Below are 15,839 nucleotides of genomic sequence, written 5' to 3' on the forward strand. Positions count from 1 at the left end.
TTATTTCCCCACGACCTGAATCACGACCAGGATCAATAGTAATGCAAACGTACCGAATGCCATACTAGATGCGTATTCACGCAATGAACCTGTTTGACGTGAACTTGTAAAGCTATTACCGCCTTTAACAAGTGCAGGCAATACAAGCCATAAGCCGTCAATTGGATCACGACCAAAGATTTTAGCCAGTAGCAAATAAGGCTTAACGAAAACAATGTTATACAAAGCATCGAAACCAAGTGCATTACGACAGATATTTGCAAGACCCGCGCCCAGTGAAGTTTTCGCGAACGATTTCACTGCACCATAAGCAAATGCAAATAAAACAACACCGACTACAAGACCTGCAAGTGCAATACCAACAGCTGTGTATTCAGCGCTATGCATACCATGTTCTAGCGCTTCTGGAATATTAAACGCTGGGATTTGTGCAGCATTTAAAATATTCGTTACTGGTGCTTTTAATACATAAGCTAAACCAGTTGAAAGCACTGCAAGAATCGCCAATGGCCCCCAGTAAGTAACACCTTTGATTTCATGGTAAGGCGTGTTTTCTTTACCAAAGAATACAACCCAAATAAGACGGAATGTATAAATTGAAGTTAAGAACGCACCTGCTACACCAGTCCAGTACAAGCAGTCATAAACTGCTATTGCTTGACCTTTCACCCATACCGCACCAAGAATCGCATCTTTCGAGAAGAAGCCGATCGTGATGAATGGAATCGCAGCCAATGCACCGCCACCAATCGCGAAACAAGCAAACAAGAATTTGTTTTTGTGGAATAGACCACCCATCTTGAAGATGTTTTGTTCATGATGGTAAGCCAAAATCACTGCACCAGAAGACAAGAATAATAATGCCTTGAAGAATGCGTGAGTCAGCATGTGGAATAGACCAGCTTGGTAAGCTTCAGCACCTACAGCCATAAACATATAACCCAACTGACTCATAGTTGAGTAAGCAAGAATACGTTTGATGTCTGTTTGTACCAATGCAGCAAAGCCTGCTACCAACAATGTCACTGCACCCGTGATTGAGATGAACATCATCACTTCTGGCGCTTGTTCAAACACGCTGAACATACGGCTACATAGGTAAACACCCGCTGTTACCATTGTTGCTGCGTGGATCAATGCAGATACTGGTGTAGGACCAGCCATCGCATCTGCCAACCATGTTTGTAATGGGATCTGAGCAGATTTACCTGCAGCCCCCAAGAACAACATCAATGCAGTCCAAATTGCAATCGAAGAACTCTGAGCCAAAACTGTTGGCGCAGCAGCTACAACTTCTGCAATGTTTAAAGTGCCGAATTGTTGGTAAATCAAGAACAATGCGATTAGTAGGAATACGTCACCCACACGTGTCACAGTGAATGCTTTAATTGCAGCAAAACCGTTTGCAGGTGTTTGGTAGTAGTAACCAATCAATAGGTATGAACATAGACCTACACCTTCCCAACCGAGGAATAACAACGCTAAGTTGTCACCCAACACTAAAAGCAGCATGCTTGCCACGAATAGGTTGAAGTATGAGAAGAAACGTGCAAAGTCTTCTTCGCCACGCATGTACCACGTTGCAAAGATGTGAATTAAGAAACCCACACCTGTGATCATGCCCATCATCAATAATGATAAGCCATCTAAATGAAGCGTGAAGCCCGGTGCTAAGTTACCTGCACTGAACCAAGTCCAAAGATGCTGAGTTGTTGCAACTGAACCATTATTAACAAAGTCGATACCGGCAATTAATGCAAATAAAGCTGAAAGACCCACTGAACCTGCACCAATAATTGCAGCAACTGATTCAGGAAGATTTTTACGACCTGCCGCCAACAGGATAAAACCAATTAGCGGGAAAAGTACTGTTAAATATAAATAACTCATCCGCGCATCTCACTAGCAGCATCCACATCCAGATGATGGAAGCGATGATAGAACTGAAGGACGATCGCAAGACCGATACAAGCCTCTGCTGCAGCAAGCGTTAAGATCAAGATAAACATCACTTGACCATCTGGCTGTGCCCATGCACTTCCTGCCAAAACGAACGCTAAAGCAGCTGCGTTCATCATGATTTCAAGGCTCATTAAAATAAATAGTAGGTTGCGTCGAACCATCACACCGTAAAAACCCAGTGCAAAAAGAATGGTTGCAACGATCAAACCATGTTCTAAAGGGATGTTGCCCATTATTCTTTGTCCTCTTCTGCACCTGGCTCACGTTTGCCAAGATGGAATGCAGCGACAAGTGCGCCAAGCAATAACATCGCAGCAACTTCAACCAGCAATAAGTACTGAGTAAAGAGTGAAGTACCCACTTCTTTCGGACCGACAACTTGAGCACCCATGACAGTGCCAGCAGTTGTGTAGTCTGACTTCAACATCCAAACAAGGATTAGACCCATTAGAAAGCTCATCAACGCAGGATATGCCCACGCTGAAGAAGTCAGCCATTTGCTTTCTTGTTCAACTGTATTTTGACCAAGATTCAGCATCATCACGACGAATACGAATAGCACCATGATTGCGCCAGCGTAAACGATAATTTCGAGGGCACCGGCAAACGGCGCACCCACGATCATGAAGATACCTGCAACTGCAAGTAAAGAGATAATCAAGCTTAATAAAGCATGTACTGGGTTCGTGTTAGTTACAACACGAACGGTAGAGACGATGGCCACAAGCGCCATCAAATAAAATGGCCACATCATGGTAATAGACTCCGTACATCAACTGGTGTGCTTTCGCGTTGAGCCTGACCTTTATCTTTACCAGCAACAGCCATACCTGTTACGCGGTAGAAGTTATAGTCTGGGTATTTACCAGGACCTGAGATAAGAAGGTTTTCTTTCTCATAAACTAAGTCCTGACGAACATACTCACCTAACTCAAAGTCAGGTGTCATTTGAATCGCAGTCGTAGGACATGCTTCTTCACACATACCGCAGAAAATACAACGTGAGAAGTTGATACGGAAAAATTCCGGATACCAACGACCATCTTCTTTTTCAGCTTTTTGTAGTGAAATACAGCCGACTGGACATGCAACCGCACAAAGGTTACATGCTACACAGCGCTCTTCGCCATCAGGGTCACGCGTTAACACGATACGACCACGGAAACGTGGTGGTACGATGTCTTCCGCTTTAACCTCTGGATATAAAATGGTGTCACGTTTACGTGTCGCGTGTGAGAATACCATCCACAACGAACGTACAATTGACCCAAATCCAGCTAGAAATTTAAACATTTTATTCTCCTTGCTGTCTTAGGCCTGATTCATCAGAATCACAGCACCAGTTACCAGAAGGTTAACCAACGCCAATGGCAAGCAAATTTTCCAACCAAAGTTCATAACTTGGTCATAACGTGGACGCATTAAAGAACCACGAGCCAAGACAAACATCATTACAAAGAATGCTGTTTTAATAATGAACCAGAACGCAGCTGGAATGAATGGAATATCTAGGTTGAAAGGCGCTAACCAACCACCGAAGAATAAAGTCACGATTAATGCAGAGATCAGTACTACGTTGACGTATTCCGCAACGAAGAACATACCCCATTTCATACCGCCGTATTCGACATGGTAACCTTCCGCCAATTCTTGTTCTGCTTCTGGTTGGTCAAATGGATGACGGTGAGTTACCGCGACACCCGCAACCACGAAGATCAAGAAACCTAAGAACTGAGGAATAACAAACCAAACATCACGTTGAGCTTCAACAATTTCACGCATGTTGAATGAGCCTGCAATCGCAACCACACCCATCAGTGAAATACCCAAGAACACTTCATAAGAAATGGTTTGAGCAGCAGAACGTAAACCACCAAGTAATGCGTATTTGTTATTTGATGACCAACCACCGAACAATACTGCGTATACCGCAATACCAGCCATTGCCATAAAGAACAATAGACCGATGCTCATGTCTGAAACACCTAGATAAGGTGAAACAGGAATAACCATGAACGATAGCACCGCAGTTGCCATCGCAACTGCTGGAGCCATACGGAAAGTCAATTTGTCAGCAAATTTTGGTGTCCAGTCTTCTTTGAACATGATTTTCAGCATGTCGGCAACAATCTGGAACATACCGCCCGGACCTACACGGTTCGGACCGTAACGGTCTTGCCACAAGCCGAGTAAACGACGTTCAATAAAAGACATCAACGCAGCGATCAATACCACAACCAGTAAGATCACAATTGCTTGAAGAACTGAATAGGCGATTGGCCAGTTTTCAGCCCACAGCGGCGTTTGACGGATTAATTCTTGTTCCATGAATTACACTCCTACCGCGACTGAAACAGGTTCTGCAAGCGATACTGTAGGTGCTAGACCCACTGGGTAACCGATATAACCTGTAGGTAAGTATTCAATCACTTGAACTGGAAGGACGATTTCAACATCCCCTGCTTTCACAGCGATACGTTGACCATCTTGAACATTTAAGCGTGCTGCATCTTGCTCACCCACAGCAAACATTGCTTCAGGAATACGTGATTCCATCGCAGGTGTTTTCACTGTAAATTCACCAGAAGCGAAGATGTGATGCATCGGTACAAGACGGAAGCTTTCACCATTAACCGCAACAGGTGCAGGTGCAACGAAAGTACGTGCTGGACGTTTCGCTAAACGATCAAATAAACGAACGCCTGCATCACCACCTTTTAAGTGACCACCCACGTTGTCTTGGAATTTGTTCCAAGCTTGTGGAGAGTTCCAACCTGCAGACCAAGCAAATGGTACAAGTGAAGCTGGAGTTTGGTTACCTACATAACCTTCCATAGAGAACGTCAACGCAGAGTCTTTATCGACTGGTTGTTTTGGTTCATGAATAGAAAGTGGTGCGCGCATCGCAGTACGACCTGAGTAACGACGTGGTTCACGTGCCACTTTCAGACCATGTACACGGAAGCCAGCATCTGGTGCGACATCTTGAATCGCTTCAAGTGCAGGAACGTTTTTCGCCACTGACTCGATAACATCATCAAGAAGTGTCCAAGAAATGGCTTTGCCTTTCACGCCAGTTTCAATGGCATGTAACCAGCGCCAAGATTCTTTGATCGCAAGTTCAGGTTTATAGTAGCTTGGGTCATACACTTGGTAGAAACGTTGTGCACGGCCTTCTTGAGAGACAACAGTACCGTCACCTTCAGCAAATGAAGCAGCAGAAAGTACGATGTTGGCTTTCTTCACAGTTTCAGTTTCAGAATGATCAAGTACAATCACTTCTTTACCAGAAAGTGCAGCATTCACCTGAGCGGCTGGTAAACGACGATAAAGGTCATTTTCCACCACGATCACGGTATCGTAATCTTGTGCAAATGCTTGTTCTAGGCTTTGACCACCAAAGATCGCTAAGCCCATTGAGTTCACTTCAGGAACAGTCAATGTTAAGCCCGCATTACCAAGGTTCTGTGCAACTTGTGCAGCAGCTTCCATGATTGATGCGTCTTGCAAGCTTGTACCAGAGATGATTAATGGTTTTTTCGCAGCTTTTAAAGTGTCAGCAATGGTTTGTGCAAATGCTTTTGCATCGTCATCCAAACCTAAGATCACTTCACCTTTGACAGCAGCAGCGACCGCAAAACCTAAACGTGCAATGTCGTTAGGTGATGCAACAACTTCACCTGTTGCAACATCAGCTAAACGTGTTTGAGTTGCAGCAAGGATGTAAATCGGAGATTTGGCATCTTGAGCAATACGTTGTACAGGTTCAGCCAACCACTCTTGCGTACGGCGCTCTGCAGCCATTTCTTTAGCTTTATTTTTCGCAGCTTGGCGAACAGATAGAGCCATACGAGGCGCAGTTTGAGTCAGATCTTCACCCAAAATCAACACAGCATCGTAGCTTTCGATTTCACGCATACCAGGGTTATAAACACCTTCGGTTTGCATAATAGAAGCTGCAAGTTCAACAAGTTTTTGCTCTTTTTGAGACATACCTGTTGAGAAGTTGTCTTGACCTACAAGTTCGCGAAGCGCGAAGTTTGATTCAAGTGACGCACGTGGTGAACCGATACCCAATACTTTTTTGCCTTGGATATTTTCAATTACGGTATCCAATGCTTGGTCTACAGAAACTGTAGTTACATTTGCACCAGAACGGAATTGTGGTTGACGTGGACGATCTTCACGGTTCACATAACCTGTACCGAAACGACCTTTATCGCAAAGGAAGTATTGGTTCACGTCACCGTTAAAGCGGTTTTCTACACGACGTAGTTCGCCATAACGTTCACCTGGAGAGATGTTACAACCTGAAGAACAGCCTTGGCATACGCTTGGCGCATACTGCATGTCCCATTTACGGTTATAGCGTTCAGAGTGAGTTTTATCTGTGAATACACCTGTTGGGCACACTTCAGTCAAGTTACCAGAGAATTCAGATTCTAAAGTACCTGATTCTGGACGACCAAAGTAAACACGCGAAGCGTTTGCATACACACCAAAGTCTGTACCACCTGCATAATCTTTGTAGTAACGCACACAACGGTAGCACGCAATACAACGGTTCATTTCATGAGAAATGAAAGAGCCTAGCTCTTGGTTGTAATGCGTACGTTTTGTGAAGCGGTAACGACGACGGTCATGCTGAGTCATTACAGTCATATCTTGTAAATGACAATGACCACCCTCTTCACAGACTGGGCAGTCGTGTGGGTGGTTGGTCATCAAGAATTCAACAACAGAAGCACGGAAATTTTTTGCTTCGTCATCTTCAATCGAGATGTAGGTATTGTCAGATGCAGGCGTCATACATGACATAACTAAACGACCGCGAGTATCTTCAGGATTCGCGTATTGAGTCACAGCACATTGACGGCAAGAACCGACAGAACCTAAGGATGGATGCCAACAAAAGTATGGGATGTCGATGCCAAGGCTAAGACATGCTTGTAGCAAGTTCTCTGAGCCGTTGACTTCATACGATTTTCCATCGACATGAATTGTAGCCATAGTCGAATTCCTTAAGCTTGTTCTACGTTGCTAGTTTGAGCTGCCGCATTTACGACTTTAGCTTCAAACTCGCCACGGAAATGTTTGAGTGCGCCCATTAACGGTTCCATCGCACCTGGAGCATGCGCACAGAAAGTTTTACCAATCCAAAGCTTACGAGTAAGTTCTTGTAAGTGATCGATATCTTCTTTCTTACCTGTGCCATCTTCCAAGGCTTTAAGCGCTTTCACCGCCCAAGGTAAGCCATCACGGCAAGGTGTACACCAGCCACATGATTCACGCGCAAAGAATTCTTCGAGGTTACGAGTCGCTGAAACCATACATTGAGTTTCATCAACCACCATCAATAGACAGGTACCTAAACGTGAACCTGCTTTCATGATGCTTTCCGCATCCATCGGAAGATCGATATGCTCGGCAGCCAGGAAGTCAGTTGATGCACCACCCGGTAACCATGCTTTGAGTTTTAAACCATCACGCATACCACCGGCATGATCTTCAATCACTTCACGCGCAGTTGTACCAAATGGAAGTTCCCAAAGACCTGGGAAAGTTACCTTACCTGATGCACCGTAGATTTTAGTACCTGGATCTTTCGACTTACCTTCAGATAAACCGATATACCATTCAGGGCCACGAAGCATAATTGCGGGTAAGTTGTTGTAAGTCTCTACGTTGTTAACAATCGTAGGACGACCCCAAGCACCTGCAACTTGTGGGAATGGCGGTTTAGTACGTGGGTTCGCACGGCGACCTTCAAGCGAGTTAATCAATGCAGTTTCTTCACCACAGATATAACGACCCGCACCGGTATGCACGTGTAACTCAAAGTTCCAACCAGTACCTAGGATGTTTTCGCCTAAGTAACCTTTGGCACGAATTTGGTCCAATGCTTCATTTAAGTATTGAGCCGCTTCGATATATTCACCACGGATGAAGATATAACCTTGTGTTGCTTCTAATGTATAAGCAGCAATCAACATACCTTCAATCAACTGATGAGGAAGTTTTTCCATCAACAGACGGTCTTTAAAGGTACCTGGTTCCATTTCATCGGCATTACAGATGAGGTAACGAGGACCTGAGTTATCATTTGGTGCCATAAGCGACCATTTGATCCCTGCTGGGAAGCCCGCACCACCACGACCTTTTACAGTCGCAGCTTTGATCACTTCAAGCACTTCTTTCGGTTGCATGCCAACAGCTTTCTTAAAGCCGGCATAACCTTCAAGTGCTTCGTAATCATCTGCACTGCGAACGTGTTCCTGTTTGCTCAAACGCCAAGTTAATGGGTGAGTTTCTGGGTTACCGTCGCCATAAATTGGTTTTGGTTCAGTATTCATACATACTTCTCCAATAACTGTTTAATTGAAGTCACTTCAACTAAACCGTGAGTGTCTTCGTCAATCATTAACGTCGGACCTTTGTCACAGTTACCTAGGCAGCAAATTGGCAATAAAGTAAAGCGACCATCTGCAGTCGTTTGACCAAATGAAATGCCTAATTCACGCTGGAATGCTTCAGCAAGTGTTTCCGCACCCATCAAGAAACAAGCAATCGAGTCACATAATAAAATTACGTGGCGACCAACTGGTTGACGGTAAATACGGTTATAGAAAGTAGCAACACCTTCTAAGTCTGCAAGGCTCATGCTAAGCAATTGAGCAATAGCATTCATCTGTGCATCATCTACCCAGCCATTACGGCGTTGTACACACTTCAACGCATCAAGACATGCTGCGCGTGGGTACGGATAGTGACCAATGTGATGTTCGATATCGTGGATTTCTTCCGCAGTTAAAATCCCTTCAACGTTCACACGTGGTTTTTTGTCAGTCAAAATCATCATAATGCGATTACCCCTTAGCGATCCACGTCAGCCATTACGACGTCAATTGTCGCTAAATAAATGATTAAGTCAGACATTAAGCTGCCGTTAATCACAGAAGGCATTTGCTGTAAGTGCGTGAAGGTTGGTGTACGGATACGTGTACGGTAACTCATCGTTGACTTATCTGAAGTCAAGTAGTAGTTCGACGCACCTTTTACCACTTCCGCCATTACAGAGCTTTCGCCTGCTGGCATTACAGGACCCCATGACACGCTCAAGAAGTGCGTAATCAATGTTTCGATGTCTTGTAAAGTTTTATCTTTTGGTGGTGGAACAGCCAATGGATGGTCTGCTTTGTATGCACCAGAAGGCATGTTGTCTAAACATTGTTTGATGATTTTCAGTGATTCTTCAATTTCACGGAAGTGAACAAGAACACGTGCATAAGCATCGCCTTCGTACTCTAAAGGCACATCGAAGTCGTAGTTTTCGTAGCCGCTATACGGACGATATTTACGAACGTCGAAGTCGATACCTGTAGCACGTAGGCCTGTACCTGTTACACCCCAAGCCAATGCTGATTTTGCATCATACTGAGCAACATTACGGGTACGACCGATAAACACTGAGTTTTTCAGTGCCGCAGTGTAGTACTCGTTCATACGCTTCGGCATCCAATCTAGGATTTCGCGAATGAGGTGCTGCCAGTTGTTTGGCAAGTCGTGCGCTGTACCACCGATACGGAACCATGCTGGGTGCATACGGTAACCCGTGATCGCTTCGATCGCGTCATAGATTTTTTGACGGTCAGCGAACATATAGAATACAGGGGTCATACCGCCGGCATCCTGAATCGCAGTACCAATGAACAACAAGTGGTTATTGATACGGAACAATTCAGACATCATGACACGGATACATTGTGCACGGTCAGGAACGGTAATCCCTGCCATTTGCTCTACGCCAAGAACGTAAGGCATGTTTTGCGCACAACCACCTAAGTAGTCAACACGGTCTGTATACGGAATGAATGAGTGCCATGTTTGACGCTCAGCCATTTTTTCCACACCACGGTGGTGATAGCCGATGTCAGGAACACAGTCTTTCACTTCTTCACCGTCCAACTGCAAGATCACACGGAAGGCACCGTGCGCAGATGGATGGTTAGGACCCAAGTTTAGGAACATGAAGTCTTCATCATCGTTCCCACGCTTCATACCCCAATCTTCAGGTACGAAACGAAGATGTTCTTGTTCGTAATCCTGTTTCGCTTGGTTTTGGCGATAAGGCGTGTATTCGGTCGCACGTGCAGAATATTCTTTACGTAACGGGTGACCTTCCCAATATGTTGGCAACAAGATACGACGGAGCATTGGATGCCCTTCGAAGTTGATACCAAACATGTCGTAAGCTTCACGTTCGTACCAGTTGGCATTCGGCCAAATATTGGTTGCCGTTGGAATGTTTACATCATTCTCAGCTAATGCAACCTTGATACGAATATCACTGTTACGCTCTAACGATAACAAGTGATAGAACACAGTGAAGTCAGATGCAGGCAGACCATCGCGGTGTGTACGTAAACGCTCATCAACCGCAGACAAGTCAAAAAGCATCACGTATGGACGTGACACCGTACGCAAGAACATTAAAACTTCTTGTACACGTGCGCGCTCAACCCAGACTGTTGGAAAGTCTTCAAAAGTCGTTTGCACGTAGAAGTTCTCACCAAATTTGGTTTTGAGCTCTTCTACAATTGCAAATGCAGGGCGGGAATCAACTGGAGTTGATTCTGGCATAGCAATGTCAGTTTCAGCCATTGGCTTGGCTTCCTATTTAATACAAATTCAGTCAATCAAAACGACAATTACACCCAGTCCGGGTGTATCAATATTTCGTCGCAGTGATTATTTAATTTCATCCATTGAGCGTAAGTTTTTCACTGCAATACGCTGTGCGTTCTTACGGTCACGTTCTGGCATCATCTTTGGCTTATACACTGGCTTAAGATCATCACCAATCACGGCCGATAAAGGACGGCGCTCAAGTTGAATCTGGTCTTGCAATAACATCAATGCCTGAATTAAAGCTTCAGGACGTGGTGGGCAACCCGGGATATACACATCGACTGGGATGATTTTATCCACACCTTGTACAACTGAATAAATGTCGTACATACCACCAGAGTTTGCACATGCGCCCATTGAGATTACCCATTTAGGCTCAAGCATTTGCTCGTACAAACGTTGAATTACTGGCGCCATTTTCATGAAGCATGTACCTGCAACAATCATCAAGTCAGCCTGACGTGGTGAAGCACGAATAACCTCGGCACCGAAACGTGACAAGTCATGCACGCCTGTTAAAGTCGTTGCATACTCTACGTAGCAGCAAGATGTACCAAAGTTAAACGGCCAAACTGAGTTTTTACGACCCCAGTTTACTGCTGTATGTGCAACATCCTCTAAACGAGTCATGAACACATTTTTATTCACTTCTTCTTCAAGCGGATCGGTAACGATTTGACGCTCTTGAAGTGGATATTGATCAGCATCCGGATTCGCACGGGTTAATGTATATTTCATCCCGTCTTACTCCTTGTCAGATGATGCAGTCGGTGACTTAGATTTCACACGACCAGATGATTGCGCTGGAATTTGACCTGTAGGGTCCATAACCAACTCTTCAATAGAGTTAAAGCGTGTGATTTCTGCGATGTCCATATTTGGTGAACCAATTTTCAACGCTTTACCTGCAGCTTTACGCTTATCAGAAGGCGCCCAATCTAATGCACCTACTTTTACCGCGTAAATTAAAGCAATCAATAAATCGACCACAAAAATAACCACGGTAGTAAAACCAAACCAGCCTGCTTCACGAACAGAAGTAGACCATGCATATAGATAAAGTGCTTCGATATCAAACACGACGAAGAAAATTGCAACTAAATAGAATTTCGCAGACAAGCGAATACGTGCACCACCAGCACCTACTACACCTGACTCAAACTGCTCTTGCTTAGCACGACCCCATGATTTACCCCCAAGGAGTAAAGGGACGGTCAGCATAAAGACGCAAAGGAATGTAACGCCGATCACGAAGGCAATAATTGCCCAATCGTATGGAGTAATGGCACTCATGCGGGGATAACTCCTGGCAGGCCTATTTATTAACAAAGAATGTATGTATTGGCCTTCAAATACACCAAACACAAAATTAATCCCGCCAATTGTACCTGATTGAGGAGGCTTCTTGCTAGCTTATCGGTATTCGTCTTTAGGATGATTTTTTAATCATTTCAGCATTTAAATTGGGTTTACTCCCTTAAAATTAGGATTAATCGCTTAATTAGATTAGATTGCATTTTTTTATTAATTATTACATTTATGTGATTTTATCAGAAAATTATGACTGTTCAGTTTCATCAACAAACCCTTCATTTCTCAGCATACACGTTCAAATTGGCGTATTTTTATCAACTGTGTCATTTATTAAATAAATACTCCCCCACCTCAACTTTGTTGTTTCTTTATTCACTTCTTTTGCTTTTGATCTTTTCTTCAAATGAAAAGCCAGCTGTATTGGTTCTATGTAAAAAGACATTTTTTTAGCTTCTTGTGGCTTTTTTGCAATTCTTTGACACGACCTATAAAGAGTGTGATATTTGTAGTTAAAACACAAAAAGCAATCACAACGGAGAGACAATAATGACTTTAGAATTTACGCATAAACCTGATTATTTTCTATCTGCGCAATTGGTGATTCACCATATTAAAAACTACTTAGATAAGCACCCTGATGCTCAAAATGCCATTTTTGATTTACGTGATATCTATGAGTTATTACGTCAAGATTTAGCTTCTGCAACCACCAACCTTAGCGGGATTATGAATATTGTAGATGAATATAAAATTGAGACTCTAAACGGCGACCAAAAACTCATTAGCAATTATTCTATCGATGCTAAAAACAACTCTTTACTCATCGATTTCAATGCAGATGCCCTTGCTGCTCTGAAAAATGGCAAACCCATTATTGAACCTGATGCAACGATTACCGAATAAATAAAAACCTGATGTAAAAAAGCCATTCAAATTGAATGGCTTTTTATATGTACCACTCGCTAAATACAGCTGAGTTAGATTTCTTAGGCTGTTTAGCTTTCATTGGCACTAAGCTCTTTACCATCTAGCTTCGGCTTATTCTTCTTAAAACGTGTCGCAGGCCATGTCATGGTAAAACGCGCCCCACCCAATGTTGGACTTCCATCAATACCAACTGTTCCACCAAACCAATAAGCAATACGGCTAACAATCGATAAACCTAAACCATAGCCCCCTGAAGCACGGGTACGACTATCATCTAAGCGTGCAAAGGCATCAAAAATACGCTTACGATCTTCTTCTGGAATGCCGGGGCCATCATCTTCAACACAGATATAGGCCATGCCTTCATCATTCACACCACCACTGATCAGCACTTTATCATCACAATAACGCACTGCATTACCCACCAAGTTTTGTACAACGCGATGTAAATAGCGACGCTCGGTTTCCACAATCACCCCAATCGGTGGTGCTTGCAATTCCAAGGTTTTCCCTGTCTTTAAGGCTTCGGTTTCAATCAAGACCTGATCTAAAACTTCAAACAAGCTGACATCTTCAAACTCTAAAGATGGCATGCCCTGTTCGAGCTTGGCATAAGTCATGATCTCATCAATCAAGGTATTGAGAGCTTCGATATCTTTGTCGATTTGTTCAACTTGCTGCTGACGGTAGTCGTAGTCGTCTTCATCCGCCATCATTTCTACACCAAAGCGAATCCGCGCCACAGGTGTTCGCAGTTCATGCGATACCGCGCGCATCAACTCACGCTGTGCTTCAATTAAACGTTCAATATGATCTGACATTGAGTTATAGCTCGATGCCAAGGTACCAAATTCATCGGTACTTTCGACAGGCAGACGTACAGATAAGTCCCCGCCCTTCATTTTATTTAACGCATAATTTACAGCACGCAGCTTACGTTGCATCGGCACCAATAGACCATAAACACCCAAGCTCAAGACAAACAAGCTCAGTAGCGTAATACCGGCTGCCAACTGAAAAGGCATCCAATTGAATAGCGGTACCGGCCCCATAACCAAGACTTCTGAAGTTGAGCTTGGAATTGGCGATACGATCGAAATAGTTGTACCGCGTTCCGTCGCACTGTCACGATACAAAATAATACTGTGATCTAAACGTAGCCGGCCGATTTGCTCAGAATCTAAAGGCAAACTCTGAACATTTTGAATTGAAATTGGATATGAAAAATGATGCTGAATTTTTTCAAGATATTGTTTTTCTTGACCTGGGTAATAAACCAAATAATCCAGTATAAAGACAGGCAACGCCTTCATTTGGCGTTCTGAAATATTATCAGCTTTTATATACAGTAGATGTGCAGGATCATCTTTTAAACCAATAATAATATAAGCTGCTGTGGTTTGTGCGTCCCAACGCACTACAGCTTTACGCTCTTCTATACGTTTTGTTTCCGCTCGGGTTAAATCAACCTGATTAGCTTTTACATAATAAATAGGCAACTCAAGTAGATCAGATGCATCTGACACCCAATCTGACTTTTGTTGTTCATTTGGCTGACGTGCAATACCTTCACTTATAATGAAAGCCAAACCGTCAGTAAGCGATTCACGATATTCTTGCGCGCGCTGGTAGTTAATGATTTGCACCAGCAAATAGCCAAATGTAGCGACTAAAAAGACTAAAATCAGTAGCCCCGCATAAACGCGCAAAAATATACTGTGTTTAAACACGTAAAAGTGTCCTACTTTGCCAAACTAAGGGACGGTATTTTACATTAAATGCCGTTGGTTTCTTTTACGAATAAATAACCTTTACTACGTACGGTCTTAATGCGTTTCGGGTTTTCTGGATCATCGCCAATTTTTGGACGAATTCGCGAGATACGCACGTCAATTGAACGATCTTGACCATCGTATTCAATACCACGCAGACGCTCAAAAATATCTTCACGAGAAAGAATGCGACCTGCATTAGATGCCAACAACCATAAAAGGTCATATTCTGCACTGGTAAAGTCAACCAACTCATTATTGAGTGTGACAGAACGACCACCATTATCAATTACAAGATCATCAAATTCGATGCGCTGTGCAACCTCATCTTCTGGTGCTTTGTCTGTACGACGTAATAATGCACGAATACGCGCAAGTAAAACGCGAGGTTGAACAGGTTTTGCAACATAGTCATCTGCACCCATTTCTAGACCCAACACTTGGTCCATGTCTTCGGTACGTGCAGTCAACATTAAAATTGGTTGATGGTAGTGTGGACGAACTTCACGACAAATGGTTAAACCATCTGCACCCGGAAGCATCACGTCGAGTAATACCATATCTGGTTGTTCAGCGATAATACGGCGAATCGCACGATTACCGTCTGGTTCTACCCCAACTTCAAGTCCGTTACGGATTAAGTATTCTTGAGTTAAACGAGCAAGACGCTCATCGTCTTCAACAATTAAAATTTTAGGTAACTTTTCTTCTTGGCTCATTGATTGCCCCTTATTTGATTGGGCGTATCCTATTTGAAATCCGATAGATACGCTTAAACATAATTTGCAATATACACACGTTTACATTGTAAACAAGATGGCATTCACCAAACTGATACATCAATATCGTATTTTGTAATAAATTTTAACCTGCTACATTTTTGCAGCCGTATTTACCAATCATTTCCATGCCCTATTGCTCACAATACCAACAATTATAAATTTGGATACATTTTCATCGAATAAAAACTGACTGATTAATTCACAACTTTTTAGGCTTTCTGAAGTTATCCACAATGTTATCTATAAGCACTCTTTTTCGACTTTGCTATGCTATGCCCTTGTCGGATAAGGCATATATAACAAAGATAAAAAATAGGGATTTTTTGAGATGGATTTCTGCCAGAAAAGTTCAAAGCATTTAGTAAAATGTCAATATTGATATACCCTGAATTTT

Annotated in this window: 14 protein-coding genes; 1 reads left to right on the forward strand and 13 read right to left on the reverse strand. The window is 43.2% G+C overall.

Translation table 11 applies throughout. The annotated features are described in order from the left end of the window. The 11 genes from nuoL to ndhC form a co-directional block, all read right to left on the reverse strand. Window positions 1-1,890, reverse strand: a complete 1,890-nt coding sequence (gene nuoL / locus FTU36_RS05585; protein ID WP_180059312.1) for an NADH-quinone oxidoreductase subunit L — start codon at window positions 1,888-1,890, stop codon at window positions 1-3. Next, complete coding sequence (nuoK, locus tag FTU36_RS05590) at window positions 1,887-2,195, reverse strand: NADH-quinone oxidoreductase subunit NuoK (protein WP_067665227.1); 309 nt, start codon at window positions 2,193-2,195, stop codon at window positions 1,887-1,889. Before nuoK ends, nuoL begins: the two co-directional genes overlap by 4 nt. Beyond that, on the reverse strand, window positions 2,195-2,713 hold the full coding sequence (gene nuoJ, locus FTU36_RS05595) for an NADH-quinone oxidoreductase subunit J (RefSeq protein WP_171262661.1): 519 nt from the start codon (window positions 2,711-2,713) through the stop codon (window positions 2,195-2,197). Before nuoJ ends, nuoK begins: the two co-directional genes overlap by 1 nt. Further along, window positions 2,713-3,255: an NADH-quinone oxidoreductase subunit NuoI gene (gene nuoI, locus FTU36_RS05600; protein WP_078191099.1), complete on the reverse strand. Its 543-nt coding sequence runs from the start codon at window positions 3,253-3,255 to the stop codon at window positions 2,713-2,715. The genes nuoJ and nuoI overlap by 1 nt, the downstream gene beginning before the upstream one ends. 18 nt (window positions 3,256-3,273) lie before the next feature. Further along, on the reverse strand, window positions 3,274-4,290 hold the full coding sequence (gene nuoH / locus FTU36_RS05605; RefSeq protein WP_078191100.1) for an NADH-quinone oxidoreductase subunit NuoH: 1,017 nt from the start codon (window positions 4,288-4,290) through the stop codon (window positions 3,274-3,276). Window positions 4,291-4,293: 3 nt separating this feature from the next. Then, entirely contained in the window at window positions 4,294-6,972 is a 2,679-nt protein-coding gene (nuoG, locus tag FTU36_RS05610; RefSeq protein WP_180117027.1) for an NADH-quinone oxidoreductase subunit NuoG, read from the reverse strand. A gap of 11 nt (window positions 6,973-6,983) precedes the next feature. Beyond that, window positions 6,984-8,315, reverse strand: a complete 1,332-nt coding sequence (gene nuoF, locus FTU36_RS05615; protein ID WP_168378564.1) for an NADH-quinone oxidoreductase subunit NuoF — start codon at window positions 8,313-8,315, stop codon at window positions 6,984-6,986. Continuing rightward, window positions 8,312-8,821 carry an NADH-quinone oxidoreductase subunit NuoE gene (nuoE, locus tag FTU36_RS05620; RefSeq protein ID WP_078191103.1) on the reverse strand — a complete coding sequence of 170 codons (510 nt, stop codon included), beginning with the start codon at window positions 8,819-8,821 and terminating at the stop codon, window positions 8,312-8,314. Before nuoE ends, nuoF begins: the two co-directional genes overlap by 4 nt. Window positions 8,822-8,835: 14 nt before the next feature. After that, the gene (gene nuoC / locus FTU36_RS05625; protein WP_078191104.1) at window positions 8,836-10,623 is read right to left on the reverse strand and encodes an NADH-quinone oxidoreductase subunit C/D; all 1,788 of its coding nucleotides are present in this window, start codon (window positions 10,621-10,623) and stop codon (window positions 8,836-8,838) included. 87 nt (window positions 10,624-10,710) lie between these two features. Then, on the reverse strand, window positions 10,711-11,388 hold the full coding sequence (locus FTU36_RS05630; protein ID WP_078191105.1) for an NADH-quinone oxidoreductase subunit B family protein: 678 nt from the start codon (window positions 11,386-11,388) through the stop codon (window positions 10,711-10,713). 6 nt (window positions 11,389-11,394) lie between these two features. Then, window positions 11,395-11,943: an NADH-quinone oxidoreductase subunit A gene (gene ndhC / locus FTU36_RS05635; protein WP_078191106.1), complete on the reverse strand. Its 549-nt coding sequence runs from the start codon at window positions 11,941-11,943 to the stop codon at window positions 11,395-11,397. A gap of 567 nt (window positions 11,944-12,510) precedes the next feature. On the opposite strand from ndhC, the gene FTU36_RS05640 reads away from it, so the two are divergent. After that, entirely contained in the window at window positions 12,511-12,867 is a 357-nt protein-coding gene (locus FTU36_RS05640) for a hypothetical protein (protein WP_180009319.1), read from the forward strand. Window positions 12,868-12,959: 92 nt separating this feature from the next. On the opposite strand, the gene bfmS is transcribed toward FTU36_RS05640, so the two are convergent. Further along, window positions 12,960-14,621 (reverse strand): sensor histidine kinase BfmS, encoded by a 1,662-nt coding sequence (gene bfmS, locus FTU36_RS05645; protein WP_180039654.1) that lies wholly within the window; start codon window positions 14,619-14,621, stop codon window positions 12,960-12,962. A gap of 44 nt (window positions 14,622-14,665) precedes the next feature. Further along, the gene (bfmR, locus tag FTU36_RS05650; RefSeq protein ID WP_067764711.1) at window positions 14,666-15,382 is read right to left on the reverse strand and encodes a response regulator transcription factor BfmR; all 717 of its coding nucleotides are present in this window, start codon (window positions 15,380-15,382) and stop codon (window positions 14,666-14,668) included. Between the last annotated feature and the right edge of the window lie 457 nt (window positions 15,383-15,839).

Source organism: Acinetobacter sp. YH12096 (assembly GCF_013419215.1).
GTDB classification, from domain to species: Bacteria; Pseudomonadota; Gammaproteobacteria; order Pseudomonadales; family Moraxellaceae; genus Acinetobacter; species Acinetobacter amyesii.

What these genes read in the sequence shown, in the direction of transcription:
- nuoL (WP_180059312.1), bottom strand. Translation starts at nt 1,890, where the DNA reads ATGAGTTATTTATATTTAACAGTACTTTTCCCGCTAATTGGTTTTATC.
- nuoK (WP_067665227.1), bottom strand. Translation starts at nt 2,195, where the DNA reads ATGGGCAACATCCCTTTAGAACATGGTTTGATCGTTGCAACCATTCTT.
- nuoJ (WP_171262661.1), bottom strand. Translation starts at nt 2,713, where the DNA reads ATGTGGCCATTTTATTTGATGGCGCTTGTGGCCATCGTCTCTACCGTT.
- nuoI (WP_078191099.1), bottom strand. Translation starts at nt 3,255, where the DNA reads ATGTTTAAATTTCTAGCTGGATTTGGGTCAATTGTACGTTCGTTGTGG.
- nuoH (WP_078191100.1), bottom strand. Translation starts at nt 4,290, where the DNA reads ATGGAACAAGAATTAATCCGTCAAACGCCGCTGTGGGCTGAAAACTGG.
- nuoG (WP_180117027.1), bottom strand. Translation starts at nt 6,972, where the DNA reads ATGGCTACAATTCATGTCGATGGAAAATCGTATGAAGTCAACGGCTCA.
- nuoF (WP_168378564.1), bottom strand. Translation starts at nt 8,315, where the DNA reads ATGAATACTGAACCAAAACCAATTTATGGCGACGGTAACCCAGAAACT.
- nuoE (WP_078191103.1), bottom strand. Translation starts at nt 8,821, where the DNA reads ATGATGATTTTGACTGACAAAAAACCACGTGTGAACGTTGAAGGGATT.
- nuoC (WP_078191104.1), bottom strand. Translation starts at nt 10,623, where the DNA reads ATGGCTGAAACTGACATTGCTATGCCAGAATCAACTCCAGTTGATTCC.
- FTU36_RS05630 (WP_078191105.1), bottom strand. Translation starts at nt 11,388, where the DNA reads ATGAAATATACATTAACCCGTGCGAATCCGGATGCTGATCAATATCCA.
- ndhC (WP_078191106.1), bottom strand. Translation starts at nt 11,943, where the DNA reads ATGAGTGCCATTACTCCATACGATTGGGCAATTATTGCCTTCGTGATC.
- FTU36_RS05640 (WP_180009319.1), top strand. Translation starts at nt 12,511, where the DNA reads ATGACTTTAGAATTTACGCATAAACCTGATTATTTTCTATCTGCGCAA.
- bfmR (WP_067764711.1), bottom strand. Translation starts at nt 15,382, where the DNA reads ATGAGCCAAGAAGAAAAGTTACCTAAAATTTTAATTGTTGAAGACGAT.